19 protein-coding genes and 2 tRNA genes are annotated in these 24,667 nt (G+C 51.4%); 10 read left to right on the forward strand and 11 right to left on the reverse strand.

The features are described 5' to 3' along the window. Positions 1 to 62: 62 nt before the first annotated feature. The 3 genes from ACP15Y_RS01800 to ACP15Y_RS01810 form a co-directional block, all read right to left on the reverse strand. The gene (locus tag ACP15Y_RS01800; RefSeq protein WP_424981302.1) at positions 63 to 2,372 is read right to left on the reverse strand and encodes an SPOR domain-containing protein; all 2,310 of its coding nucleotides are present in this window, start codon (positions 2,370 to 2,372) and stop codon (positions 63 to 65) included. 86 nt (positions 2,373 to 2,458) lie between these two features. Continuing rightward, positions 2,459 to 4,213 (reverse strand): arginine--tRNA ligase, encoded by a 1,755-nt coding sequence (argS, locus tag ACP15Y_RS01805; protein WP_424981303.1) that lies wholly within the window; start codon positions 4,211 to 4,213, stop codon positions 2,459 to 2,461. Positions 4,214 to 4,249: 36 nt separating this feature from the next. Continuing rightward, positions 4,250 to 5,449, reverse strand: a complete 1,200-nt coding sequence (locus tag ACP15Y_RS01810; RefSeq protein ID WP_424981304.1) for a deoxyguanosinetriphosphate triphosphohydrolase — start codon at positions 5,447 to 5,449, stop codon at positions 4,250 to 4,252. Between the two features lie 128 nt (positions 5,450 to 5,577). On the opposite strand from ACP15Y_RS01810, the gene erpA reads away from it, so the two are divergent. Further along, complete coding sequence (erpA, locus tag ACP15Y_RS01815) at positions 5,578 to 5,913, forward strand: iron-sulfur cluster insertion protein ErpA (protein WP_133572155.1); 336 nt, start codon at positions 5,578 to 5,580, stop codon at positions 5,911 to 5,913. 90 nt (positions 5,914 to 6,003) lie between these two features. Next, positions 6,004 to 6,783 (forward strand): exodeoxyribonuclease III, encoded by a 780-nt coding sequence (gene xth, locus ACP15Y_RS01820; protein ID WP_424981305.1) that lies wholly within the window; start codon positions 6,004 to 6,006, stop codon positions 6,781 to 6,783. Between the two features lie 7 nt (positions 6,784 to 6,790). Here xth and ACP15Y_RS01825 read toward each other — a convergent pair whose 3' ends face one another. The 6 genes from ACP15Y_RS01825 to ACP15Y_RS01850 form a co-directional block, all read right to left on the reverse strand. Next, a complete protein-coding gene (locus tag ACP15Y_RS01825; protein WP_424981306.1) occupies positions 6,791 to 7,582 on the reverse strand; it encodes a tetratricopeptide repeat protein in 792 nt (263 codons plus the stop codon). After that, the gene (ilvD, locus tag ACP15Y_RS01830) at positions 7,569 to 9,293 is read right to left on the reverse strand and encodes a dihydroxy-acid dehydratase (RefSeq protein WP_424981307.1); all 1,725 of its coding nucleotides are present in this window, start codon (positions 9,291 to 9,293) and stop codon (positions 7,569 to 7,571) included. Before ilvD ends, ACP15Y_RS01825 begins: the two co-directional genes overlap by 14 nt. A gap of 273 nt (positions 9,294 to 9,566) precedes the next feature. Beyond that, positions 9,567 to 12,224, reverse strand: coding sequence for a valine--tRNA ligase (locus ACP15Y_RS01835; RefSeq protein WP_424981308.1), 2,658 nt, complete (start codon positions 12,222 to 12,224; stop codon positions 9,567 to 9,569). A gap of 117 nt (positions 12,225 to 12,341) precedes the next feature. Beyond that, positions 12,342 to 13,325 carry a DUF2497 domain-containing protein gene (locus tag ACP15Y_RS01840; protein WP_424981309.1) on the reverse strand — a complete coding sequence of 328 codons (984 nt, stop codon included), beginning with the start codon at positions 13,323 to 13,325 and terminating at the stop codon, positions 12,342 to 12,344. A gap of 311 nt (positions 13,326 to 13,636) precedes the next feature. After that, positions 13,637 to 14,983 carry a TolC family outer membrane protein gene (locus ACP15Y_RS01845; RefSeq protein WP_424981310.1) on the reverse strand — a complete coding sequence of 449 codons (1,347 nt, stop codon included), beginning with the start codon at positions 14,981 to 14,983 and terminating at the stop codon, positions 13,637 to 13,639. Between the two features lie 143 nt (positions 14,984 to 15,126). Next, a complete protein-coding gene (locus ACP15Y_RS01850) occupies positions 15,127 to 15,783 on the reverse strand; it encodes a protein-L-isoaspartate O-methyltransferase family protein (RefSeq protein WP_424981311.1) in 657 nt (218 codons plus the stop codon). Between the two features lie 181 nt (positions 15,784 to 15,964). On the opposite strand from ACP15Y_RS01850, the gene ACP15Y_RS01855 reads away from it, so the two are divergent. The 3 genes from ACP15Y_RS01855 (at position 15,965) to ACP15Y_RS01865 (ending at position 16,918) form a co-directional block, all read left to right on the forward strand. Then, a tRNA-Cys gene (locus tag ACP15Y_RS01855) sits at positions 15,965 to 16,038 on the forward strand. Between the two features lie 72 nt (positions 16,039 to 16,110). After that, positions 16,111 to 16,713, forward strand: coding sequence for a molybdenum cofactor guanylyltransferase (mobA, locus tag ACP15Y_RS01860; protein ID WP_424981312.1), 603 nt, complete (start codon positions 16,111 to 16,113; stop codon positions 16,711 to 16,713). A gap of 129 nt (positions 16,714 to 16,842) precedes the next feature. Further along, positions 16,843 to 16,918: transfer RNA gene (locus ACP15Y_RS01865), tRNA-Asn, on the forward strand. A gap of 69 nt (positions 16,919 to 16,987) precedes the next feature. Here the strand turns inward: ACP15Y_RS01865 and ACP15Y_RS01870 are convergent. Then, positions 16,988 to 17,686, reverse strand: coding sequence for an SDR family NAD(P)-dependent oxidoreductase (locus ACP15Y_RS01870; RefSeq protein ID WP_424981313.1), 699 nt, complete (start codon positions 17,684 to 17,686; stop codon positions 16,988 to 16,990). A gap of 49 nt (positions 17,687 to 17,735) precedes the next feature. After that, positions 17,736 to 19,178 (reverse strand): aldehyde dehydrogenase family protein, encoded by a 1,443-nt coding sequence (locus tag ACP15Y_RS01875; protein ID WP_424981314.1) that lies wholly within the window; start codon positions 19,176 to 19,178, stop codon positions 17,736 to 17,738. 103 nt (positions 19,179 to 19,281) lie between these two features. Here ACP15Y_RS01875 and ACP15Y_RS01880 point away from each other — a divergent pair, with 103 nt between their 5' ends. The 5 genes from ACP15Y_RS01880 (at position 19,282) to ubiV (ending at position 24,491) form a co-directional block, all read left to right on the forward strand. Further along, positions 19,282 to 20,649, forward strand: a complete 1,368-nt coding sequence (locus ACP15Y_RS01880; RefSeq protein WP_424981315.1) for a glutamine synthetase family protein — start codon at positions 19,282 to 19,284, stop codon at positions 20,647 to 20,649. Further along, entirely contained in the window at positions 20,649 to 21,953 is a 1,305-nt protein-coding gene (locus ACP15Y_RS01885) for an NAD(P)/FAD-dependent oxidoreductase (protein WP_424981316.1), read from the forward strand. Before ACP15Y_RS01880 ends, ACP15Y_RS01885 begins: the two co-directional genes overlap by 1 nt. 161 nt (positions 21,954 to 22,114) lie before the next feature. Continuing rightward, positions 22,115 to 22,573: a ubiquinone anaerobic biosynthesis accessory factor UbiT gene (gene ubiT, locus ACP15Y_RS01890; protein WP_424981317.1), complete on the forward strand. Its 459-nt coding sequence runs from the start codon at positions 22,115 to 22,117 to the stop codon at positions 22,571 to 22,573. Continuing rightward, a complete protein-coding gene (gene ubiU, locus ACP15Y_RS01895; protein ID WP_424981318.1) occupies positions 22,570 to 23,574 on the forward strand; it encodes a ubiquinone anaerobic biosynthesis protein UbiU in 1,005 nt (334 codons plus the stop codon). The genes ubiT and ubiU overlap by 4 nt, the downstream gene beginning before the upstream one ends. Before the next feature lie 2 nt (positions 23,575 to 23,576). After that, a complete protein-coding gene (ubiV, locus tag ACP15Y_RS01900; RefSeq protein ID WP_424981319.1) occupies positions 23,577 to 24,491 on the forward strand; it encodes a ubiquinone anaerobic biosynthesis protein UbiV in 915 nt (304 codons plus the stop codon). Positions 24,492 to 24,667 lie beyond the last annotated feature (176 nt).

Here is a 24,667-nt window from a genome sequence, read left to right on the forward strand (position 1 = left end):
AAGCGCAGGGTCAACTCAACCCTGCGCTCATCAACTGTTTTATGGCTTTTGCCAAAGGGGTACTAGTTGTTCCTTACAAAGCAATCACCGCCGGATAGCTTGATGCTGTTACAGATCGAATTAGCCGCTTCAAGCGAATTGGCGGGCACCAACACACGGTAAAATACGCCGCGATCGCTCAAATCCACACGATTTACGCCGACAGATTGGCCGCCAAGTGCGCCTGCAAAACGACGGGACACTGAAGAGACAGTTTGCTGCGCTGCTTCTGGCGTACGTTGACTTGCTAATTGCACATAATATGGTGCGTTTACGGTGTTCTGCGATGTGTTCACTGGCACCGTACTTGTCGGTTGCGTCTGCGTGCTTTGTGTTGAATCTGGTACCAAACCAAGCGGTTGATCGTCACCACTTGAGGTCGACGTGTTGGTGGTTGGCACATTGTTCAACACAGCCGATGCCAATGGCTGATCGGTGCCAAGTCCTTCTGGCCGCGATGGTGGTGTCGGCGCATCTTCAACCACCTCACCTGCCGTCGAGGCTTGGTCGTCAGATGTTGTATCGGCCGTGTCTGTGCCTTGACCTGTCAATAGGCTAGCGGCATCTTCCAAGGTGCTTTGTACATCTTGAGCTGTATTTTCAGCAGACTGGATCGCATCGCCGATCGGATCTGTGCTTGTGGTTGTGCCTTCGTTGGAACCACCTGAAACAGATGGCACGTTCGGGCGAATATCTGGCAGCTGCTGCGCACCTGCAGAAGCTTCATCACCCGTAACGATGGTGCCATCGGCCAATACAGTAACGGTTTTCACCTTGCGGTTGGTCAGGCCATTGCTATTGTCTTCGGTGCTTGATGGGGTGATGACACGTGATACGCCTTCACCGGATGCACCGTCAGTGTCGTCACGAGAGACAAGTTGCTCAGTTGAGCTATCTTCACCTTGGCCTTCAAGTGCGGAAAATACAGATGGAGCTTCGGTGTCTTCGCCTGTATTTTCCGGAACCTGTTTCACGTCCGTATTTTGTGCCGTTACCAAAGGCACATCGCCTTCAGTTTGCCCGCCACCAATAAAGTTCCAAACTGTCGCACCAGCCAAGCCGACCAATAGCAATGTCGCAATGCCGCCGGCATAGAGCGGCAGCTTGTTGTTTTTCTTCTTTTTGACCCGCCGGACAGGTTCTTCGTTTGGCAAAGTTGCGAATTCCGGCTGTTCACGATCCAAATATGGCGCTGTTGGGCGCTGAGAAGCTGCCGCAGCGGCGGTTGGTGCAGGTTCTGGGGCTGGACCAATTGGAGCTTGCGCTTTTGGCGCTTCAGCTTGTGGTGAACTCGGGCGCGCCGCAGCCATTGCCGCCAAAATGGCAGCCTCCGCAGCGCTTGACGAATCTTCCTTGGCCGCGGGCGCATTTGTGTAATCATCTTCCGCGTCCAAATAGGAGTGTGGTGATGATGTGCGCTGCTGGCCTTCTGCTGTATCTTCAATGAGCCGCTCAATTTCAGCCAACGGATCATTCGGCACTGTGTTTGAATAATCTACTGGTGCTTGCGGAGCTGCAGGTTGCTCCGGCTCATAAGCAGGTGGCGCGGCAACTGGTGTCGGCTCCTGCTGCTGTGGCGGCTCTTCCTGCTCCATATAAGGTTCATCAGTATACAGTGCGTCCGTTTCATGGTCATAGCGCGGTTCAACGGGCTCAACCTGTTCTGCTTCAACAGACTGGCTACTCATAGATGCGGCTGGTTGCTGTTGTGATGGACTTGGCTCATCAGCCTGAGAAATCAAATCAGCGATTTCATCAACTTCTGCAGCTGCATTCACCTCTTGACGCAAGCTCTCCGCTGATTGGCGCTGTTCGGGCGTTTGTGTTTGCGGTGCAACTGGCTCAGGCTGTGGCTCGCGCTCTGCTTGCTCTACAAGACGCTCAACTTCGGCAGTGAAGTCTTCAGTATCTGCTGGCGCCTCTTCCGGCTCCGCAGGCTCTTCACGATAGTTGCTTGAAAAATCAAACTCAAATGGCTCTGCGCTTGTCGGTGTTTCTTGCGGTTCCTCAGCTACAGGCTCTTCAACCGGCAGTTGAGGTGGTATTCTCACTGCAGCTGGGGTTGGCCTTGGTTCCGGTTCGCGTTGCTCACGCTCTTGGCGCTCTTGCTGTCGATCATGCTGTTGCTGATCCGCGAAGGCAGATTTTGGCGCAGAACTTGGCGCTGAAGCAGGCTTCGCCCGTTCAGTTGGTCGCTCTTGTTGCGCACGTTGTTCGATAGATTGCGACACCGTTGCGCGCTTTGCGTCGTCCGCCACAATGCGGGCCAATTCTGCAATCAGATCATCTGATTGATCCAGACCTTGGTCTGCAGGTTTTTTTGAATCTGCCATTTAACGGTCAGCGCGTAGCCGCGCTGCCCCTATAGTTAGAATAAGTATTCGCCCCGAATGTAAGTCAACACAGCATTGTGCCTGAATTATGATAGCTCATCAGGAGCAGAAACTCCTAAAATTTCCAAGCTATTTGCCAATACTTGCCGAACTGCATTCACCAAAGCGAGTCGCGACAATGTTATTGTCCGTTCATCAAGGTTAACAAATCGTAACTCTGGACGTTCTTTCCCTTTTGTCCAGAATGCATGAAACGCGCTGGCGAGCTCGTGCACGTAGAATGCGACACGGTGCGGCTCGTGTGCTTCAGTTGCTGCGGCGACCACACGTGTGAATTGTGAAGCCGTTTTGATCAACTCAATTTCCGCTGGATCGCTCAACAGACTCAAGTCTGCTTTTTGCAAAGCGTCCAAGGAAAGATCAAGAGCGGGCAAGTCGCGCTTTGCATTGCGGAACACAGAGCAAGCACGGGCATGGGCATATTGCACATAGAATACCGGATTATCGCGCGTCTGGGCGGTGACCACATCAAAGTCGAAGTCTAGTGGCGCATCATTTCTGCGGAATAGCATAATGAAACGCACGACATCTGGGCCAACTTCATCGACCAGATCGCCAAGGGTCACAAAGGTCCCTGCCCGTTTTGACATTTTTGCGGGTTGACCATTGCGCAACAAATTTACCAGCTGACAGATTTTTACATCCACATTGGCTTTGCCGCCAGAAACAGCCTTGCCGGCTGCTTTCAGACGTTTCACATAGCCAGCATGGTCTGCACCAAGCACCACGATCTGCTCATCGAAGCCGCGCAGATATTTGTTGCGGTGGTAGGCAATGTCCGCTGCAAAATAGGTGTATGAGCCGTCTGACTTCACCAAAGCCCGGTCTGTATCGTCACCAAAGTCAGTGGCTTTGAACAAGGTTTGTTCCCGATCTTCCCATTCTTCAGGCGTTTTGCCTTTGGGCGGTTCCAAGGTGCCTTGATAGACAAGACCCTCTTCGCGCAACCAATCCAAGGTTTTGCGGATATCGCCATCTTCGCCGTGCAGTTGTTTTTCCGAGAAGAAATGATCGTGATGCACGTTCAATTTGGCCAAATCCGCTTTGATCAAGCCCATCATTTCATCAAGAACGATTGGTTTGATTTTGTCGATGGCTGCAGCTTCATCCATGTTCAGCAATTCGTCGCCAAATTCTTTAGCTAACTTTTCACCTGCTGGTATCAGATATTTGCCCGGATAGAGCCCTTCGGGTATTTCCCCAATATTCTGCCCTAACGCTTCGCGATAGCGCATCATTGCTGATCGTGCGAGCACACCAATTTGGCCGCCTGCATCGTTAATGTAATATTCTTTCGACAATTCGTAGCGTGAAAAAGCCATGAGGCTGGCTAGTGCATCCCCAAACACAGCACCACGCGCATGTCCCACATGCACTGGACCGGTTGGGTTGGTTGAAACATATTCAACATTCACTTTTCCACTCGGCACTTCTTTTGGGCGACCAAAGTCAGCGCCCTCAACGTTGATGGTGGCGATCATTTTCTGCCACACGCTTGCAGCTAGCCGCATATTGATGAAGCCTGGCCCTGCAATGTCTACAGCCTCAATGCCTTCAAATTCACCAATCTTTTCAGCCAGTTGCTCGGCAATTGCCCGTGGATTGGATTTCAGTGGCTTGGCCAAAACCATCGCCGCGTTGGTGGACATATCGCCATGTGATGCATCGCGCGGAGGCTCAACCACAAATCGGCGCAACAGCTCTGGTGTACCGGCCAATTGAGGGAACAATGCAGATAAAGTATCTGCGATACGCGATTGATATAAGGCGAATAAATCCATTGATGGTCATTCCATTTTGTTGTTAGCGCATTGCGGTTAGCGGAAATCCTCGTCCGCGTCAAACAAACGGTTATATTCTGTGGTGGCATAAGGGTCGGTCATGCCGGCAATAAAGTCGGAAACAAGGCGTGGCATCTTCTCTTTCTCGATGACTTTCGCGCGTTCTTTCCATTCGCCCGGCAGTTCTTCTCCCGCGAGATAGGCATCAAACAGTTTGGCAACAATGTGCTGCGCGCGGTCCACTTGGTCCATCACGCTTTTATGGCGGTATACTCTATCAAACAGGAAGCTTTTTAGCCCTTTTTCGGCGGTAGCCATCTCGTGTGAAAAGCCAATCAAAGTTTGGTTCGCTTGCCGAACATCCTCTATTGTTTCGATATCTGCTGCGACAAGGCGTTGCTTGGCATCGACAATCACATCCTCAATGGTGCGGGTGAGCAAGCGGCGCACAACTTCGTGGGTTTGCCGATCTTGATCGACCAACGGATATTTGCTCTGCACTTCCTGAACAATCGGGCCGACAGGTGGCACATCGCGCAGTTCTTCCAGAGACAACAAGCCTGCCCGCAAGGCGTCATCAATGTCGTGGGCATTATAGGCAATATCGTCTGCAATCGCCGCTGCCTGCGCTTCGAGGCTGGCATAGCTGTCATATCTCAGATCTGCAACTGCCCAAGGCTCATCAAGGCCGCCGGGCAAACCTTCCTTTTGATATTTTGGCGTCGGCTTGCCCGCACTGTCCATCAGGGGGCCATTATGCTTGATGATGCCCTCCAAGGTTTCCCAGGTCAGGTTCAAGCCATCATGCTCTGCATAGCGGTTTTCCAATCGGGTCACCAGGCGCAGGGCTTGGATATTATGGTCAAACCCGCCAAGGTCGTGCATTTTTTCATGCAATACGCGTTCGCCCGCGTGACCAAATGGGGTGTGGCCGAGATCGTGAGCCAGCGCCAGCGCTTCCGCCAAATCTTCGCACAGTTTGAGTGAGCGGGCGATGGAGCGGGCGATTTGGGCCACCTCCAGCGTGTGGGTCAGCCTTGTGCGGTAATGATTGCCCTCATGGTGCAAAAAGACCTGGGTTTTATGCTTGAGCCGCCGGAACGCGTTTGAATGGATAATCCGGTCGCGGTCACGCTGAAATTCATTGCGCGTGGCGCTGTCGTCTGCCTGATAGCGGCGCCCCAAACTGTTGAACGGATCGGCCGCATAGGAGGCAAGATTGAGCTGTGATGACATAAATTTGTACCCTTTATACCCTTAGGGTTCTTTTCAAAGGCGATGATGAAGCTTATCTATGTGTTAGCAATTGGATGGCTTATAAAAAAGCCATCAGGATAAGGATAGGGCAAATGTCTGACACGCAAATGGCAGAAACACAGGTTCAGCTTACAGATCGCGCTGCCGAGCGCATAGCGAAAATCCTGGAAAAGCAGCCGGAAGGCACGGTTTTGCGCGTTGCGGTTTCCGGTGGCGGCTGTTCTGGTTTCCAATATGAATATAATTTGGTGCAAGAAAGCGCCACCGACGATGATGTGGTGCTGCAAAAGAAAAACGCCACGGTGTTGATCGATTCGCTCAGCCTTGAATTTATGCAAGGGGCTGAAATTGATTTTGTGAATGATCTGATTGGCCAGAGTTTCCAAATCAACAATCCAAATGCGGTTGCATCTTGCGGCTGCGGGACCAGCTTTGCGGTTTAAACCCGCCATCTCATGATTGTTTTCTAGCGACTGCCCCGATAGGATGATCGCGACTCGCGTGGCAACTTTCTTTCGGATCGGAAAAGCATAGTGAAAATCGCAACTTGGAACATTAATGGCATTAAAGCGCGCCTTAATGAGGTTGAATATTGGCTGAATGAAAATAAGCCAGACCTTGTGGCGTTGCAGGAAATTAAAAGCATTGATGAGAATTTCCCACGCGAAGCGATTGAAGCACTAGGCTATAACGTCGCCACGCACGGGCAGAAAAGCTTTAACGGTGTTGCCCTGCTCTCTTTGCACCCAATTGACGAGATCACTCGCGGATTGCCGGGCGACGATAGTGACGAGCAAGCGCGTTTTATCGAAACCGTTATCTCACGACCAGAAGGTGCCGTGCGTGTTGCGGGCATTTACCTGCCGAATGGCAACCCGGTCGACACTGAAAAGTTCCCTTACAAACTGACGTGGATGGACCGCCTGATTGATTGGGCTGAAGAGCGCCTAAAGCTCGAAGAGCCATTTATCATTCTAGGGGATTACAACATTATCCCGACGGGTGCAGACACGCACAGTGCCAAGGATTGGTGGGGCGATGCCCTGTTCCGCCCTGAAAGCTTGGAACGCTTCCGCGCGCTGGCCAATCTTGGCTTTACAGACGGTTTGCGTGCCGTGAATGACGAAGAGGCATATACGTTCTGGGATTTTCAGGCTGGCGCTTGGCGTCGGAACAATGGGATTCGGATCGACCATTTGATGCTTTCACCACAAGCGGCGGATATCTTGGAAACCATTGAAATTCATAAAGATATGCGTGGCCGTGAAAAGCCGTCAGATCACGTGCCTGTGGTTGGCACGTTCAATATCTAATCAGATATTAGCCGCCAAATCGGCTGCCAAGAGTATCCGCTGCGGCAATAGCCTGCTCGCGTTGATCTTGCGATGCAATGGATACGGCACGGTCGAACAGCTCTGTGATCCACGGTTCATCTTCGGTGCCATGGGCATTGCGATCAGCCAATGTCAGCCACATCAAGCCTTCAACCGGATCTGCCGGAATGCCATCGCCATTAAACATCAGGTTGCCTAATGTCGCTTGCGCGGCAGCATGCCCTTTGCGTGACGCCAGCGCCAACCAACGCGCACTTTGCAAGGGCGAATAGCCAAATTCATTTTCGTCGAGATAGAGCTGCCCAACTTTGAACTGCGCCTCAGGATCGCCGAAATATGACGCAGCGTGAAGCCACAATTTGCGGGACAGGTCATCATTTTCCGGTACGCCAGCGTCTGGCACACCTTCGCGATAATATTCGCCAACCTTTAGAAAGCTTTGCGCCACAATATCCGCTTCAAGCGATTTTGGTGGCGTGTTGGCATGGCCATCGGCCAATTGAGAGAAATATTGGAACGCTTTGGAGCGGTCCGCGGCCACGCCTTCGCCATTTTCATACATGACGCCAAGACGCCACAAAGCAATAGGCTGGCCGGCCTCGGCCGCGTCTTCCAAAGCCGCAAGCAGATTTTCGTTCGACACATCAGTATCGAACTGCCCGAAGACCGACAGAATATCTGCCGGTTCTTCCTGCGCAAATGCAGAACATGTCGACAGGATGAGCGCAACAGAAGTTGCGCGCACCAAGCCAATCAAATTCGCACTAAATATCTGCATAGCACTCCTTCTCTGCCTTAGCGCCTGGATGTGTCAGCGCGCCATAGCGTGCAGAACCAACCAGTTGGGCATATTTCCAAATCACGCCGGAACCGAAATCAGCTTCGCGTGGTTTCCAATTTTTGTGACGGGCTTCAAGCTCTTCATCGCTCAGTTCAACTGAGATTGAACCTGTGTTGGCATCAATTTCGATGATGTCACCATCTTCGATCAACGCGATTGGGCCGCCAACAGCAGCTTCCGGACCAACATGGCCGATGCAGAATCCGCGTGTCGCGCCAGAGAAACGGCCATCAGTGATCAATGCAACCTTATCACCCATGCCCTGACCATAGAGCGCTGCGGTTGTTGCCAGCATTTCGCGCATACCAGGACCACCTTTTGGCCCTTCGTAGCGGATCACCAGCACTTCACCTTCTTTATACTCGCGCTTGGTCACAGCCTTAAAGCACTCTTCTTCGCTGTCGAAACAACGTGCTGGGCCTTTGAACACCAAGTTGGACATGCCAGCGACTTTTACGATCGCGCCATCAGGTGCCAGATTGCCAGAAAGTCCGACTACACCGCCTGTTTTCGTGATTGGATTGTTTGCCGGACGAACAACGTCCTGCTCATCATTCCACTTCACCTTTTCCATGTTTTCCGCAATAGTGCGGCCAGTCACGGTCATGCAATCGCCGTGCAAATAGCCTTGATCAAGCAGTGTTTTCATCAAGATCGGGATGCCGCCTGCTTCAAACATGTCTTTCGCCACATATTTACCGCCGGGTTTTAGATCAGCGATATAAGGCGTTTTTTTGAAGATCTCGGCCACATCGAACAAATCGAACTCAATGCCGGCTTCATGCGCAATTGCAGGCAAGTGCAATGCCGCGTTGGTTGAGCCACCAGACGCAGCTACTACAGTTGCAGCATTTTCGAGCGCCTCACGCGTTACGATATCGCGCGGACGAAGGTTCATTTTGATCAGTTCCATCACCTGCTCACCTGCGGTGTAGCAGAACTGGTCACGAATTTCGTAAGGCGCTGGTGCACCGGCAGAGTATGGCAACGCCAAGCCAATCGCTTCTGAAACGGTGGCCATGGTGTTGGCTGTGAACTGTGCGCCACATGCGCCTGAGGATGGGCAAGCTGCGCGTTCAAGTTCTTCCAGATCTTCATCTGAAAAGTCACCAACAGAGTGCTTGCCAACGGCTTCAAACACGTCCTGAACCGTTACAGGGTTGCCTTTGAAGGTGCCTGGCAAAATAGAGCCGCCATAAAGGAAGACTGAAGGCACGTTCAACCGCACCATCGCCATCATCATGCCGGGCAATGATTTATCGCATCCAGCGAGCCCAACAAGGGCATCATAGCTGTGGCCGCGCATGGTCAATTCAACAGAATCGGTAATCACATCACGCGAGACGAGCGATGACTTCATGCCTTGGTGGCCCATGGCGATCCCGTCAGTCACGGTGATTGTGGTGAATTCGCGTGGAGTGCCGTGTGCGGCAGCGACGCCTCTTTTTACGAACTGGGCTTGGTGTGAAAGCGCAATGTTACATGGGGCAGCTTCGTTCCAACAGGTCGCCACGCCCACAAATGGCTGGCGGATTTGCCCTGAAGTCAAACCCATTGCGTAATAATAAGAACGGTGCGGTGCACGAGACGGACCCTCCGTCACGTGGCGACTTGGCAGTTTTGATTTATCTATATTTTTGGCGTCCATTTTATAACCTTTCCCCCGCAAGCAGGCACAATTTCTGCTAAAGACTTTTAATCGTGCTGCTTCTTGATGCAAGGGCACATTAAGGCGTGCGCGTCCAATTGGCGGCGCTAATCGCCGCATCCAACCTTTTCGCGCAACATCCGCCCCGTTGCTCATTCAACATATTCAGTTTTGCGCTGTGAATTGGTTAAAAAAAAGGCGGCCCCAACGTTCAATTGGGGCCAGCCTTACTGAAATATGAATTTCAAAGATTAGTTGCTAAAAAGACACATGTTAGCCAAGGCGGGCCAAAGCGGCCTCAACGCGTTCTTTTTTCTCTTCAGCATCTGTTTTGCGCTGCTTCTGGTCGTCGATCACATGGGCAGGCGCTTTTGAAATGAATTGTTCGTTGGCCAACTTCTTGGCAACGCCATCAATTTCTTTATCCAGCTTGGTGAGCTCTTTGTTGAGACGCTCTTTTTCTGCCGCAATATCAATCACGCCAGCCAATGGCATTGCAATAGTCGCCTCACCCAACACGAGTTGGGCAGATTCGCTAGGAACTTCATCAGCAAAATCAATCGTTTCAACGCGTGCGAGACGCTTGATCATTGCATCTTGAGTGGCCAAACGTGCCTTGGTGTCTGCATTGGCGTCCACCACGACCAACGGGACTTTCGCCCCTGCTGGTACGTTCATCTCGACGCGCAGCGAACGGATACCAGTGATCAACTCGATCATCCAACCCAGTTCGGCTTCAGCTTCTTCATTGATCAATTCAGCCAGTTGAGGCCATTCACTCACGATCAAAAGTTTGTCGCGTTTTGGGCCAGTTTGACCAGTTTGTGCCCAAAGCTCTTCGGTCACAAATGGCATAAATGGATGCAACAACTTCAAGATTTGATCCAGTGTGTAAGCCGCCGTTGCCCGGGTTTCCGCTTTCAAAGCTTCATCTTCACTATTGAAAACAGGCTTGGCCAGTTCCACGAACCAGTCGCAGAATGTGCCCCAGACAAAATCATAGGCTGCGTTTGCTGCTTCGTTGAAGCGGAATGCCTCGAGTGTTTTTTCAACCTCCGCCACAGTTTTTGCCGCGCGGCTCAATATCCATTTATTGAGCATGGAATTGACCGCTTTGGGATCATAGCTTTCCACCCGAACACATTCATTCATCTCCAAGAAGCGTGATGCGTTCCAAATCTTCGTGACGAAGTTCCGGTAGCCCTCAACACGCGAAATTGCGAGTTTAAGGTCACGCCCCTGCGCCGCCATGGCTGCCAAGGTAAAGCGGGTTGCATCTGCGCCATATTCGTCAAACAAGGTGAGCGGATCGATCACATTGCCTTTGGTTTTGGACATTTTCTGCCCGTGCTCATCGCGCACCAAGGCGTGCACATAAACATTTTCAAATGGCTCTTCATCCATGAAATGGATGCCGAACATCATCATCCTGGCAACCCAGAAGAAGATGATGTCGAAGCCTGTCACCAAGGTTGTCGTTTGATAATAAGTTTCAAGCTCTGGCGTTTTATCCGGCCAACCCAAAGTTGAGAATGGCCAAAGCGCAGATGAGAACCACGTGTCCAACACATCTTCATCACGCTTGATTGGTGTTGGTGCGCCATAATGCGCGTCAGCCAATGCCTGCGCTTCCGCTTCGTCTTCTGCTACGAAATATTCGCCATCTGGCCCGTACCATGCTGGGATTTGGTGCCCCCACCACAACTGACGTGAAATACACCAAGGCTGGATATTCTCCATCCAAGCGTAATAGGTGTTTTCCCAGTTTTTCGGCACAAATTTGGTGCGCCCCTCTTTCACTGCGGCCAGCGCCGGCTTAGCCAATGTTTCAGCATCGACGTACCATTGGTCAGTCAAATATGGCTCGATAACCACTTGTTTTGACTTTTCGTCGTGTGGCACAGAGATGACTTTGTCTTCAATCTCAACCAACGCGCCCAGTGCATCCAAATCGGCAACAATTTTCTTACGGGCTTCAAATCGGTCTAGGCCACGATAAGCTTCAGGTGCTTCATCATTGATCTTGGCATCAACGGTGAAAATGTTGATCTGCTCAAGATTGTTGCGCTTGCCCACTTCAAAGTCATTAAAATCATGCGCAGGTGTGATTTTCACCGCACCAGAGCCCTGCTCTGGGTCCGCATGCTCGTCGGTGACAATCGGGATCTTGCGGCCTGTTAGCGGCAACACAACCATTTTGCCAACAAGGTGCTTATAGCGTTCATCCTCAGGATGAACGGCAACGCCGGTATCGCCCAACATGGTTTCAGGCCGTGTTGTCGCCACGGTGATGGTTTCATCAGTGCCTTCAATCGGGTAGCGCAAATGCCACATATGACCGTTGATCTCGATATTTTCCACTTCAAGATCAGAGATGGCAGTTTGCAAAACAGGGTGCCAGTTCACAAGGCGCTTATCTTTATAGATCAGCCCCTGCTTGTAGAGTTCTGTGAACACTTTCACGACCGCGCGCGACAGGCCATCATCCATGGTGAATCGCTCACGCGACCAATCGGCTGATGCGCCCAAGCGGCGCAGTTGGCGCACGATTGTGCCACCTGATTGCTCTTTCCACTCCCAGACTTTTTCGAGGAATTTCTCACGTCCCATTTCGCGGCGTGATGGCAATTGCTGTTCCATCAGCTTACGCTCTACGATCATTTGGGTTGCAATGCCCGCATGGTCAGTACCCGGCTGCCAAAGCACATTTTTGCCGCGCATCCGTTCAAAACGGGTAATCATGTCCTGAATTGTAAAAGTAAGGGCGTGGCCCACATGCAAGTCGCCCGTCACATTTGGTGGGGGCATTGGAATGCAGTAGCTTTCCGCACCTTCTTTTGCGCCTGCGCCGGCTGCAAATGTGTCTTGCCGAACCCACTCATCATAGATGCGGCTTTCAACGTCTTGCGGGGTATAATTTTTATCGATCATATTTGCCCATTACCTTTTGCCCGCCCAAATGATGGGCGGGAGAAAAATTATCTATTGGGTTTAAAAGCGAAGCTGGTGGGACAAGTCAACCGCAAAGCGGTCAATTTGTGGTTGCGATTAGCGCTTTCCGCGTGAAACCCGTTCGATTTCGCGCTGCACAAGTTGCTCAACGACGCCTGGTAGATTTTCGTCCAACCACGCCTTAAGCATCGGGCGCAGCATCTCGCGGATCAAATCCTCAATGGTTTGGCCCTGCTTTTGCGACATGATCAAATTGTCAAGTTGGCTAAAGGCATGGCTGCTTGCGGCCTGTGCCGTTGGCTCCAACAAGCTGTCAGCAATGTCATCAGACAAGCCTTTGTCTGGCAGCGGGCTTTCTTGCTTCGGCTCCGGTGTACTCGGCGTCATTGCATAAGATTCGTCCTGCTGCTCTGGCAAATCATCGATGCCCATGCCGGCGAATGAACTGTCTTCCTCAACAGCTTCTTCTTGCTCTTCAACATCGTCGTCATTGATAAAGGCGATATCGTCTGGCACGACTTGTGCCACGTCATCCGGCACTGAATCTTCAATTGATTTGGCATCATCGTCGAGTGACGCGCTGCTGTCTTCGTCTTGACCAGCTGTTTCCTGCAGCAATAGCGACGCCATATCCATGTCTTCGCCTTGCAAATCACTTTCTGGAGTTGGCACCACTTCACCAGGATCTGCAATCAATTCTTCATCTGCAGGATCAGGTTCCGCATTGCTGTTGGAGGGCTTGAGCATCTGATCGATAGACAGCGCTAGCGGTTCTTCCGCGTCGCCATCCGGCTCAATCTGCGAGGGTCCAGCTTCAGCCAAAGCCTCAGCTGCAACATCTCTTTTTTCGATTGGCGCTGCTTCAATGTCTGGGTGCGGGCCATCTTCAACTTCGATGGTAGTGGCCTCGCCTTCCGCATTCACTTCGTCAAGTGCTGAGGCTAATCCTCCGGGCGCTGCGGCTTCATCTTTGCTGGAAGGTGCGGCGCTTTCCTGCTGCGGTTCATCATCAGCGATGATTTGCCGGATGGACGACAGGATCTCGTCCATTGAAGGTTCTTTTGACGCAGGTCGGTTCATTTTGGCCTCACCTTCGAGCAGTACTCGACATACATTAATCTACGCTTTGAACATCTCAGCCATCACTTTTCATGACAGCACCCAACGCTCAACTCATGCGGCAAGCCATAGTCAACATCCGCTTAATAATAACGAACGCACATTACAGGCTGACAATTACCAACCTGAAACGCGGTATCGTGTTGATCCACCGCCGCCGCGATACGTTACGATTCGCGGGCTTGCCGCGATTCGCAATTAATATTGTATTGTGATGAATATTTGACCGTTAGTCCAGAAGCATACCAATTAGCTTCCATTGAGGAGCTAAGTTATTCACGCAATTCCGCCCAAACATCTTCAATCCGCGCACGATAACCATCGCTTGACCGAAGTTGTACAGGCAGATTTAAGGAGCCAGCATCCAACCTACCCGTTGCCGCGATCAGCGAGAACGCTGCGACAACCCGATTGCTTTGCGCTGTATATAGTGCCTCCTTGGCGCCTGTGAGTTCTGCGCGTGCATTCAACACATCAAGTGTGGTGCGTTGCCCAACATTACGCTCTTCGATCACGCCATCCAAAGCAACTTGCCCTGAACGGACAGCCGCTTGCGCGGATTCAATAGCGGCGATTGATGATTGCAGGCCTGACCATGCAGAAATTACGCTTTCTTCAACCTGGTTTGCAGCAACCTGAGCATCTATTTCTGATTTGATGTGACCAAGGTTTGCTTTACGCGCTGAAGCGCCAAGCATACCACCCTGATAAATGGGGATCGACAAGGTCAAACGCAGTGAGCCTTGTGTGGCGTTTGGTTGAGCGCCACCGCCCAAACAATCAATGGCGCAAATTGAACCAATCAGGTCCAATGTTGGGCCGAATGCGCGTAACGCGGCCTCTGTGCCATAGCGAGCGGCTTCTACTTGCGCCCGCGCGGTTAAAATTGCCGGATGATTGCGGCGCGCAGATTGCAACGCTGAATCAATGCTAGATGGCATCACGTGGCCAAACCGGAAGTTTGAATTCAAACCGGACGGCTTTGCCCCGATCCACCGCACATATGACGCCTGGGACGTGCGCAATGAGTTCACTGCAGATTTGTAAGAAGCAACGGCTTGCGCCAAGCGGGCCTCAGCTTGGGCAACGTCAATCTTTGTGCCCTCGCCTACATTCAGGCGGCTACGGGCATTATCAACTTGGGCCCGCAAAAATTTCACATTGTCGGCGCGCAACGAAGCCAAATTGGTATTCTTCACCACATCCATATAGGCTGTGGCGGCTGACAAGAGAACATTTTGCTCTGTGTTGCGCAGTCCGTATTTTGCAGCGTCGGCAAAAGCGCGCGCTTGATCAATTTGGGCTGTTGTTTGGAGATTATCGAACAGGCGCTGATTATAGGACACATTCAGCGTTGTGCTGCTGCTGCTTGTTGTCGTACCGCCAACCATGGTGAAACCATATTGCGACGTGGCAGACAGACCAATTTTTGGTCGCAAGCCAGACTTGCGCATGACAATGTCTTCAGATGCCATTTTTACACTGACCAAAGCAGATGCAATGGCAGGGTTTTTGACATATGCGCGCGCAAGCGCTTCAGTTAAACTTTCTGCTTGCGCAGTACCACCCATTACAGCCGAAAATACCGCTGCAAAAACAACACTCTTTTTAAAAAGCACCTTACTCACCCCAGAACTATTATGCCGCCCAGTATGCACAGAAAGACTCGCAATTAAAATTAACTTTTAGTTAATTCCATATGACGAGCCGATATATGATGCGACATGTGGCTATTATCACACAAAGTTCAAGGGTGCGATGGCTATAAAGTGAAGGTTTTTTGTTTTTCGAACGCAATTAGCTTAGGAACGATGGCATTAAACGCGACACGACGGCTAACGCCAGCGGCCGATTTGACGTAGCAAACCGCGCTTGGCACGCCGTTTTCAAGCTCAACACAAACAAGTCGGCCGCCTTCCTTAAGTTGCTTGAACAAATTCTCTGGCAGCTCGTCCACGTGGCCTTCAATAAAGATCACATCAAATGGCGCTTCTTTGGTTAGCCCGGCTTGGAGATCACCAGACAATGCCGCCGCATTGCCAATTTCCAAATCGGCCAATGCGTCATTTGCCATTTCGACAAAGTCATCATTGTCGTCAACAGCCACTACAGACTCTGCAAACTGCGAAATAACTGCAGTGCCATATCCCGTGTTGCACGCAATATGCAAAACAAGGTCGGTTGATTTGATTTCGGCAAGCTGCGCCAGACGTGCCAAATACATAGGCTCCATCATTTTGCGCGCGCCAACCGGATCGAGTGGCAGATCTTCATCAAGGTAGGACAGCGGCTTTTTCGCCGCTGGCGTGAAGTTTTCACGCGGGATATCGCTCATGGCAGTCAAAATGCGATAATCAGTGATCGCGTTTGGGCGGAGTTGACAGTCCACCATTGCCTTGCGTGCATGTTCGAAATCCATTGGAGCACCCATCCTGAGAAGTTGATATTGAGTTGTTCAATAGCCATGTTAAAGCCGTGATGCAAGACGATAACAGCAACTACCGGGCAAAGCATTTGCCTTCGTTCACGATTCCGTGAAGTTTTTCACATTGTATGCTTGAAATTTCCCTCTAATTGCTATAGCAACCTCCTTCCATTGGGGCCACGTGGCGGAGTGGTGACGCAGCGGATTGCAAATCCGTGTACCCCGGTTCGATTCCGGGCGTGGCCTCCAAAAAAATTTCATTAAATCAATGAATTGCATATAATGCTAGGCAAAGCCTTCTTGGCTGGGCACTATAAGTATATGAGCATATTTGGCATAATTTTAGCGGGCGGCGAAGGCACACGTTTTGGTTGTGTAGATAAGGCTGCTTTGCGCCTAAAAAACACGCCACTAGTTGCGCACGTTTTTACGCATCTCGATTCGCAAGTGGACGAAATTGCACTAGTTGGCGACACCAATGCGGCGCTTCCTCCTAATTTGATTCAGCTTTCAGACGGAATTAATCCACCAATCGGTCCACTAGGTGGAATATATGCAGGTGCAAAGTGGGCCAACGACGTCGCTAGCGACACTGCGCATAGCTGGCTATTGACGGCGCCGGTGGACGGACCGCTTTTCCCAATCGATTTTGTGGCGCACGCAGAACCATTTATGGCAACGCGAACCCCAATCATTGCGCGATATGGCGAAGATTTTTACCCCGTATGCGGATTGTGGCCGCTGGAAATGGCGCTCAACATTCCTGCTCTGTTGGAAAAACAGTTCGGATATGCATTGCGACCGATGCTGAAGCATTTGGAGGCGCAAGAAATTGATTTCGAACAGTTTTATTCGCATAACCCGTTTACCAATGCGAATAAGATAGCAGATTTATTGGCACTGTACGGCCAAATGGGGCGGTAAAAATGCCCAGATTATTGGCTGTCAGAAATTTTTCATAAAAAGGCAGTTATTTTTCAAAAAAGGTCTTGGCAAGCGCGATCAAAAACGCTAAACACCGCCTCACCTACTCGTTAGGTACACACATCGTGATCCCCGGTAGCTCAGTTGGTAGAGCGAGCGGCTGTTAACCGCTTTGTCGCAAGTTCGAGTCTTGCCCGGGGAGCCACTTTCTTCAAAAAATTCAAAACTTTAAGATTGCCTCTTGATTCAGTTCATGAAGCAGGATTTGTTTCGTTTAGTATGGAATTTTTTGCCCCTCATTGTCATAAAATCCACCGCTCATTTGCGGCTTCGCCTTCAAAATCGTTTGCATGATCTTTTCTGCGGCAACTTGCGCGCTCACTTTTTTCGGATGCGCATAATCTTGGGTTAGCTTTGTGTCGACTGTGCCTGGATGAATCGCCAGCAACGCTGATTCCTGATTTCTCCGTTTCCATTCAATTGATGCTGTGCGCACAATTTGGTTTAGTGCTGACTTGGCCGCTCGGTAGGACACCCAACCACCCAGTTGATTATCTTCAATAGAGCCAACGCGTGCGGACAATGCGGCAATCGCGGCAGGGTCATATCGTGACATGAGTGGCAGTAGCTGTTGAATCATCATGGCTGGCCCTATCGCGTTTAACGCGAAGTGATTGGCCATATTGTTGGCATCCAGTTCAGCAAAGCGGCGCTCTGGTGGCGCGCCATCAATAATCAATGCACCGGTGGCAATGATGGCAAGATTGAATTTACGCCCTTCTTGTTGCCACTTGGCGAATTCAGGCACAAATGTTTCGGGCTTGGTGATGTCGTAGGTTGGAAAGTTCGCGCGATCAAAGCTGACAATGTTTTTGCAGTTGGGGCGTGTGGCCAAATTTGCATTCAACGCTTGGCCGATGCCGCCATTCGCCCCAATGATGATCGCATTGATTTCTTCGACTTTATCTAGCATTCCCACCTCGCATTTGATTGCTAAGCTACGCGAGGTGGTGAGTTATGGATCAGGACACCTGTTTTGGCCGCGTGATGGTTTTCACTTCGAGAAACTCTTCAAGGCCGAATGTGCCGCCTTCGCGACCGACACCCGATTTTTTGTAACCGCCGAAGGGTGAACCTGGTGCCATGCCAGCGCCATTGATATGAACCATGCCCGCTTTAAGCTGACGGGTTACCCGCATCGCCTTTTCTGCGTCTTCCGTTTGCACGTAAGCGGAAAGGCCATATTCGGTATAATTTGCAATGGCGATAGCCTCCTCCTCCGTTTCGAACGGAATCATCGTTAGAACCGGGCCGAAAATCTCCTCACGCGCAATGCGCATGTCGTTTGTTACATCTGCGAAAATGGTTGGTTTGACAAAATAGCCTTCATTCATACCATCCGGCTTGCCCAAGCCGCCAATCAACAAGGTTGCTCCTTCATCGATCCCTGCTTTGATAAGCTCTTGCACCCGGTCAAACTGGATATGGTTGACCAATGGGCCGATATGCTTGCCAGCTTGATCGGGATCGCCAACATCTTGTTGCTTAGCAGTTTTTACAGCAATGGTTTTCGCTTCTTCATAGACAGAATGCTGCACCAACATGCGTGAAGGCGCGTTGCAGGACTGGCCGCTATTGTTGAACATTTGGCGCACGCCGCGTTTGACCGCATTTTCGAGATCAGCGTCATCAAACACCAAATTGGGCGATTTGCCGCCAAGCTCCAAAGATACTTTCTTGGCGCAATCTGCCGCATCCTTGCTGACGGCTGCGCCTGCGCGCAGCGAACCTGTGAACGACATCATCGCCACGTCAGGATGACGTGACAGCGCTGCGCCTGCCACTGGCCCTTCGCCATTGATTAAATTGAACACACCTTTGGGCACCCCGGCTTCTGCCAGAATTTCAGCATAAAGCATTGCGTTAAACGGCGTGAACTCACTCGGCTTGAGCACCATTGTGCAGCCTGCAGCCAAAGCGGGCAGCACCTTGAGCGCAATTTGGTTGATTGGCCAGTTCCACGGTGTGATCAAACCACAAACACCGATTGGCTCTCGCACAACCATGTCCCCATTCATCAAATTTTTCTCGAACTCGAACGTCCCGAGTGCTTGCAAAAACCCATCGAGATGGCTTTCCCCCACAGCGGTTTGCGCGCCATAAGCCAAATGACGCGGCGCGCCAAGTTCAAGTTGAATGGCTTGAGCAACTTCGTCCCGCCGATTGCGATAAACAGTTAGAATCGAGCGCAACAATTCCCTGCGCTCTTCGATTGAGGTGCGAGAAAAGGCTGGAAAGGCCGCTTTCGCGACCGCCACGGCTTCATTCACAGCATTTTCATCAGCCAAGGCAATGCTGCCGATTGCCTGTTCAGACGCGGGATTGAGCACGTCCATACTGTTTGCATCGGCCGCCTCGACCCAATCGCCATTGATAAAGAATTCATGTCTTTTCCAGAAGGTCATTGGCGATTCTCCTTTACTCACCTACAGTTGTGGCTATTTGATATCTGTTTTTCAACGTAACCGTTTTGGTGCGTTTGAGCATACAATATAGCAAGGCTGAAATATGGTCGACAAACAGGAATGGGTGAAACTGCTTCCCGATGCAGCGCTTGAATGGCTTGGTGGCCGTCGCGTTGAAGAAGTTGAATGTATCGTGCCCGATCTTGTGGGCATTTCTCGGGGCAAAACCATGCCCGCCAAGAAGTTTTCGAGCGATGCGTTCTTCTATCTTCCCACTTCGATTTTTTATCAAACCATCACCGGCGCTTATGCCGATATGGACATAAAAGATCAGTGGATGGAAACCGATATGGTGCTGAAACCTGATTTGAGCACCGCCTGCGCCGCCCCATGGACGGACGATGTGATTCTGCAGGTGATCCACGACCTTGAAACCACACAGGGTGAGCCCGTGCCTGTGGCACCCCGCAATGTGTTGAAACGTGTGCTTTCACTTTATGCAGATAAGGGCTGGCGTCCCGTTGTTGCACCCGAGATCGAATTTTATCTCACCCGGCCCCATACGGACCCCAATGAAGCAATCGAACCGCCGATTGGCCGGACGGGACGCAAGGGCATTGGTCGCCAAGCTTATTCCATGGTGGCGGTTGATGAATATGGCGAAGTGATCGACGATATTTATGACTTTGCCGAAGCGCAGGGTTTGGAGATTGACACCCTGATCCAAGAAGGCGGTGCTGGGCAAATTGAAATTAATTTGCAACATGGCGATCCGCTGAAACTTGCGGATGAAGTGTTCTATTTCAAACGATCCATCCGCGAAGCCGCATTGAAAAACAATTGCTTTGCCACCTTTATGGCCAAGCCCATGCGCGATGAGCCGGGCAGCGCCATGCATTTACATCAATCGATTGTTGATGTGAAAACCGGCAAGAACATTTTCTCTGACGATCAGGGCGAGCCCACACCTTATTTCTATGGTTTCTTGGGCGGCTTGCAGACGCATATTGATGCGGTGATGCCGATTTTTGCGCCTTATGTGAACAGCTATCGTCGCTTTAAGGCAGACGATTCTGCGGCAGCGAACGTGGAATGGGGGCAAGACAACCGGACTACCGGGTTGCGCATCCCGATTTCAACGCCGGAAGCGCGGCGCATTGAGAACCGCATTGTGGGCATGGACAGCAACCCATATCTCGCGATTGCCGCCAGCTTGGCCTGCGGTTATCTCGGCATGATCAATCAGCTTACGCCCCGCCCCATGCGGAAAGGCGATGCCTATGAGGATGGGGTGACCCTGCCCTATGCGCTTATGGACGCATTGGAGGCATTTCAGGAAGATCGCGATTTGCGTGATCTGCTCGGTGAAGATTTCTGCTTGGTCTATGAAGCGATCAAGAGGCAGGAGCTTGAAGAGTTTCTAGGTGAAATCAGCCCGTGGGAACGCGAGCATCTTTTGCTGAATGTGTAATGATTGATGTTCTGAACGCCAACGATGTGCAGGGCCAATATCCGCTTTCCTATTATGCGGCGCAGCGCCCCGCGCCCGCACCTCATGCACAGTTGAAAGGCCATAAGTCCGCTGATGTTTGCATCATCGGTGGCGGCTTTACTGGACTTTCGGCGGCTTATCATTTGGCGCAGGCTGACTTTGATGTGGCGCTATTGGAGGCGCATCGCATTGGATGGGGTGCCTCCGGCCGCAATGGCGGACAATTGGGCAGCGGCCAACGGCTAGATCAGATAACATTAGAACGTTTGGTTGGCGAACAGAGTGCACATGCACTTTGGGATATCGCCGAGGCCAGTAAACAGTTGATCAAAAGCCTGATTTTCGACAATGCGATCGATTGCGATTATCGTCCAGACATTATCGAGGCGGATCATAAACAAAGATTTGTTGCCGACTCTCACCGTTACGTTGAAAAACTCAACCGCGATTATGGCTATGAAGCGATTTCCGCCCTCAGCAAGGCTGAAGTGCGCGAACATGTAGCGAGCAACCAATATTTTGGCGGCACGCTGGATAAAGGTGCGGGGCATTTGGACCCGCTTGCTTTCTGTTTTGGGTTGTCCGCATTGGCACACAAGTCCGGCACTCGGATTTATGAGCAAAGCCGCGTGACGCACATCGAATCTGGTAATAAGGTTCGCGTGACAACCAGAGAAGGTGCCATTGAGGCAGACCATCTTATTCTTGGTTGTAATGGCTATATTGGCGGCTTGAACAAGGAAGTTAGCGCTCGCGTGATGCCGATCAATAGCTTTATTGTGGCAACTGAACCGCTTGGCGAAGAACGTTCTAAGGCATTGATTCCACATAATGAGGCCGTTGCTGACAGCTGTTTTGTGGTGAATTACTTCCGCCGCACACCAGACCATCGACTTTTGTTTGGTGGTGGCGAAACTTACAGTCTTCGTTTCCCTGCTGACCTCGAAGCTATTTCGCGCAAGCCAATGCTGAATGTGTTTCCGCAATTGGCAGATGCAAAGATCGATTATGCGTGGGGTGGCACATTGGGCATCACCATGCAGCGGCTGCCACACTTTGCGCGGTTGAGCCCGAATATATATTCAGCCGCGGGCTTTTCTGGGCATGGATTGGGCATGGCCACAATGGCAGGCAAAATTTTGGCGGAGATTACACAGGGACAAGCGGAGCGGTTTGATCTGATGGCCAGTGTGCCCAGCCCTCGCTTTCCTGGCGGCGAGGCGATGCGCGGTGCCCTGCTCTATCTGGCCATGACCTATTACGCGTTGCGGGATCGATTCTAGTTCAACACAACCCATCTCTGGATGCTAAAAATGTAATTTATTTGCACTTTTGCAAATTGGCGGAGGATTTCGCAGCTTAATCAATATGCATGCGAGACAAACATAAACGCGACCAACCTCGAATCTACAAGGATTCTCAAACTGGGCTAGTGTCTAAAGCCATGCCCCTTTTTGCGATGCAACCCATATTGCGGCGCATTGTTCGGCATGTGGCGACCCTGCATCCTGAGCTTTTTGAGCGGTTAGACGAAAGCTGTCGCAAACATTTTTTGATCGATGCGAAAGGCATGCCCTTTTTGCTGCTTTTGCGTCCAGATCCAGACAATCTGATGCTGGTGGCGAAATCGCGCCACGAAGAAATTCCCTATGATGTGCTGGTGAGCGGCAAGTTTAAAACTTTGCTGCGCATGATCGATAGCAAAACCGATAGCGACGCGCTGTTTTTCAACCGCGACATCATGGTGACAGGCGATACAGAAGCCATTGTCGCTCTACGCAATGCGCTTGACGATATGGATGCGACGTTGGCCGATGATGTGGCCACGGCTTTTGGCCCACTGCGCGGTCCGGTACGCGCCAGCATTGATGCAGCGACAAAAATTGTAGGTTCCAGAACATGAGTGATTTGATCAAACCTGAATTGGTGTGTCCCGCTGGCACGCCTGCCAGCTTGCGCACTGCCGTTGATGCGGGCGCAAACTCGGTTTATTGCGGCTTTAAGGGCCCCACCAATGCGCGGAATTTTCCCGGCCTGAACTTCTCGAAAAAAGAGCTTTCGGAAAGTGTGAAATATGCGCATGACAAAGACGCAATGGTGCTGGCGGCGATAAACTCATTTCCCACAGCGGGACGCACCGATATCTGGAAGCAAGCCGTTGATGACGCGGTTGAAATCGGCGTGGATGCGGTGATTATCGCAGATATCGGCATGGCTAAATATGTGGCCGAACAGCACCCCGACCAGCGGTTGCACCTTTCTGTGCAGGCCGGTGCCTCCTCGCCTGAAGCGATCAATTTTTATGTTGAGCGCTTTAATGTGAAACGCGTGGTGCTGCCGCGTATTTTGACAGTGCCGGAAATCAAGCGGGTGCATGACGCAATTGATTGCGAGATTGAGGCCTTTGTGTTCGGCAATATCGGCATGATGGCCGAAGGCCGCTGCTCGCTGACCAATTATGTCACCGGCATTTCCACCAACATGGATGGCGTGTGCTCACCAGCAAGCCACGTGGATTATGAACCGGATGACGATGATGGGCTGACGACACGACTTGGTGATTTCGCTATTGATTGCATTTCATGTGGCGAAACCGCGGGTTACCCGACCATCTGCAAAGGCCGCTACGACACCGCGCACAAGAAAAACTATTATGCCTTTGAAGAGCCCATCAGCCTTAACCTGACCCGCCTGCTGCCCGACTTGATGCGCGCCGGGGTTACGGCCCTCAAGATTGAGGGACGCCAGCGGTCTCGTGCCTATATCCGCTCGGTCGTTTCTGCATTCCGCGATGCGGTTGATGCTTATGCGGCGGGCGAAGAGCCGGACATCACTGAACTGATCGCGCTGACCGAGGGGCATAAAGAAACCCAAGGCGCATTTAAATCAAAGAGCTGGAGATAGAAATGAGTGCACAGCTGACCCTTGGCCCGGTGCAATATAACTGGGCGCCAGAAGCTTGGCGGGATTTCTACTTTAAGGTTGCCGGTGAAACACCGATAAAGACCGTTTTTATCGGAGAAGTTATCTGCTCGAAGCGGGCACCACTTTATGACAATCAATTGCCGGACGTGGTGGAACGCCTTCACGATGCGGGCAAGCATGTTATTTTTTCGACCCTTTCGGAAGTCACCACTGATATTGATCGCCGCTTAGTCAAGCGCGTTGCAATTTCTGAAGGGTTTCCCATTGAAGCAAATGATGTGTCTGCCCTACAACAAATGGCTAAGGGGCCGCACCATATTGGCCCGCTGATGAATTGCTATAATGAGGAAGCGCTTGAGGTTTATGCCGCTAATGGCGCGACAACAATTTGTCTCAACCCCGAAATTCCGCGCGATGGTCTTGCCGCACTTGCGCAAGCGGCTGAGCCGCTTGGTGTTGATCTTGAAGTCCAAGTGTATGGCCGCGTTTCACTGGCGCTTTCGGCGCGTTGTTACCATGCCCGCGCGCACAATCGCACCAAAGATTCCTGCCTGTTCGTGTGTGATGAAGACCCAGATGGCATGCGGCTGGACACATTGGAGGGCGATAAGTTTCTCACGGTGAACGGCATTCAAACGCAGTCTCACTCAGTGCTTAATCTGATCGATTGTTTGGATGACTTACAATCTATCGGAGTAAATCGTTTCCGCATTTCGCCGCAGAGCGTGGGCACCTTTACCGCTATTCAGACATTTGACGATGTTTTGAATGGGCGTATCAGCCCTTCAGAAGCATTGAAAAAGATGCGCGATGACTGCGTAGATGCCCCCTTCTCCAACGGGTTTTATCATCAACGCCCCGGCTATGAATGGCACGACAAAGTGCCTGCCGAATAGGAATTCGCCGCTGAGCCTCTCTTCTCTCTGTCAGAACCTCCAACTTTCTGACTGCTCAGCGGCGATACCTTCAATCATATTTTTTTCACGCTGACACAGGGTTATCAAACGGTCGGGGGAGCTTGCAGGTCAGTTTTACGAACGTGCAATGCTTGACCAAATGCTCATGGAACTTG

The sequence above is a fragment of the Maritalea sp. S77 genome (assembly GCF_049801075.1).
In the GTDB taxonomy this organism is placed as follows: domain Bacteria; phylum Pseudomonadota; class Alphaproteobacteria; order Rhizobiales; family Devosiaceae; genus Maritalea.

What these genes read in the sequence shown, in the direction of transcription:
- ACP15Y_RS01800 (WP_424981302.1), bottom strand. Translation starts at nt 2,372, where the DNA reads ATGGCAGATTCAAAAAAACCTGCAGACCAAGGTCTGGATCAATCAGAT.
- argS (WP_424981303.1), bottom strand. Translation starts at nt 4,213, where the DNA reads ATGGATTTATTCGCCTTATATCAATCGCGTATCGCAGATACTTTATCT.
- ACP15Y_RS01810 (WP_424981304.1), bottom strand. Translation starts at nt 5,449, where the DNA reads ATGTCATCACAGCTCAATCTTGCCTCCTATGCGGCCGATCCGTTCAAC.
- erpA (WP_133572155.1), top strand. Translation starts at nt 5,578, where the DNA reads ATGGCAGAAACACAGGTTCAGCTTACAGATCGCGCTGCCGAGCGCATA.
- ACP15Y_RS01825 (WP_424981306.1), bottom strand. Translation starts at nt 7,582, where the DNA reads ATGCAGATATTTAGTGCGAATTTGATTGGCTTGGTGCGCGCAACTTCT.
- ilvD (WP_424981307.1), bottom strand. Translation starts at nt 9,293, where the DNA reads ATGGACGCCAAAAATATAGATAAATCAAAACTGCCAAGTCGCCACGTG.
- ACP15Y_RS01835 (WP_424981308.1), bottom strand. Translation starts at nt 12,224, where the DNA reads ATGATCGATAAAAATTATACCCCGCAAGACGTTGAAAGCCGCATCTAT.
- ACP15Y_RS01840 (WP_424981309.1), bottom strand. Translation starts at nt 13,325, where the DNA reads ATGAACCGACCTGCGTCAAAAGAACCTTCAATGGACGAGATCCTGTCG.
- ACP15Y_RS01850 (WP_424981311.1), bottom strand. Translation starts at nt 15,783, where the DNA reads ATGGATTTCGAACATGCACGCAAGGCAATGGTGGACTGTCAACTCCGC.
- mobA (WP_424981312.1), top strand. Translation starts at nt 16,111, where the DNA reads ATGAGCATATTTGGCATAATTTTAGCGGGCGGCGAAGGCACACGTTTT.
- ACP15Y_RS01870 (WP_424981313.1), bottom strand. Translation starts at nt 17,686, where the DNA reads ATGCTAGATAAAGTCGAAGAAATCAATGCGATCATCATTGGGGCGAAT.
- ACP15Y_RS01875 (WP_424981314.1), bottom strand. Translation starts at nt 19,178, where the DNA reads ATGACCTTCTGGAAAAGACATGAATTCTTTATCAATGGCGATTGGGTC.
- ACP15Y_RS01880 (WP_424981315.1), top strand. Translation starts at nt 19,282, where the DNA reads ATGGTCGACAAACAGGAATGGGTGAAACTGCTTCCCGATGCAGCGCTT.
- ACP15Y_RS01885 (WP_424981316.1), top strand. Translation starts at nt 20,649, where the DNA reads ATGATTGATGTTCTGAACGCCAACGATGTGCAGGGCCAATATCCGCTT.
- ubiT (WP_424981317.1), top strand. Translation starts at nt 22,115, where the DNA reads ATGCCCCTTTTTGCGATGCAACCCATATTGCGGCGCATTGTTCGGCAT.
- ubiU (WP_424981318.1), top strand. Translation starts at nt 22,570, where the DNA reads ATGAGTGATTTGATCAAACCTGAATTGGTGTGTCCCGCTGGCACGCCT.
- ubiV (WP_424981319.1), top strand. Translation starts at nt 23,577, where the DNA reads ATGAGTGCACAGCTGACCCTTGGCCCGGTGCAATATAACTGGGCGCCA.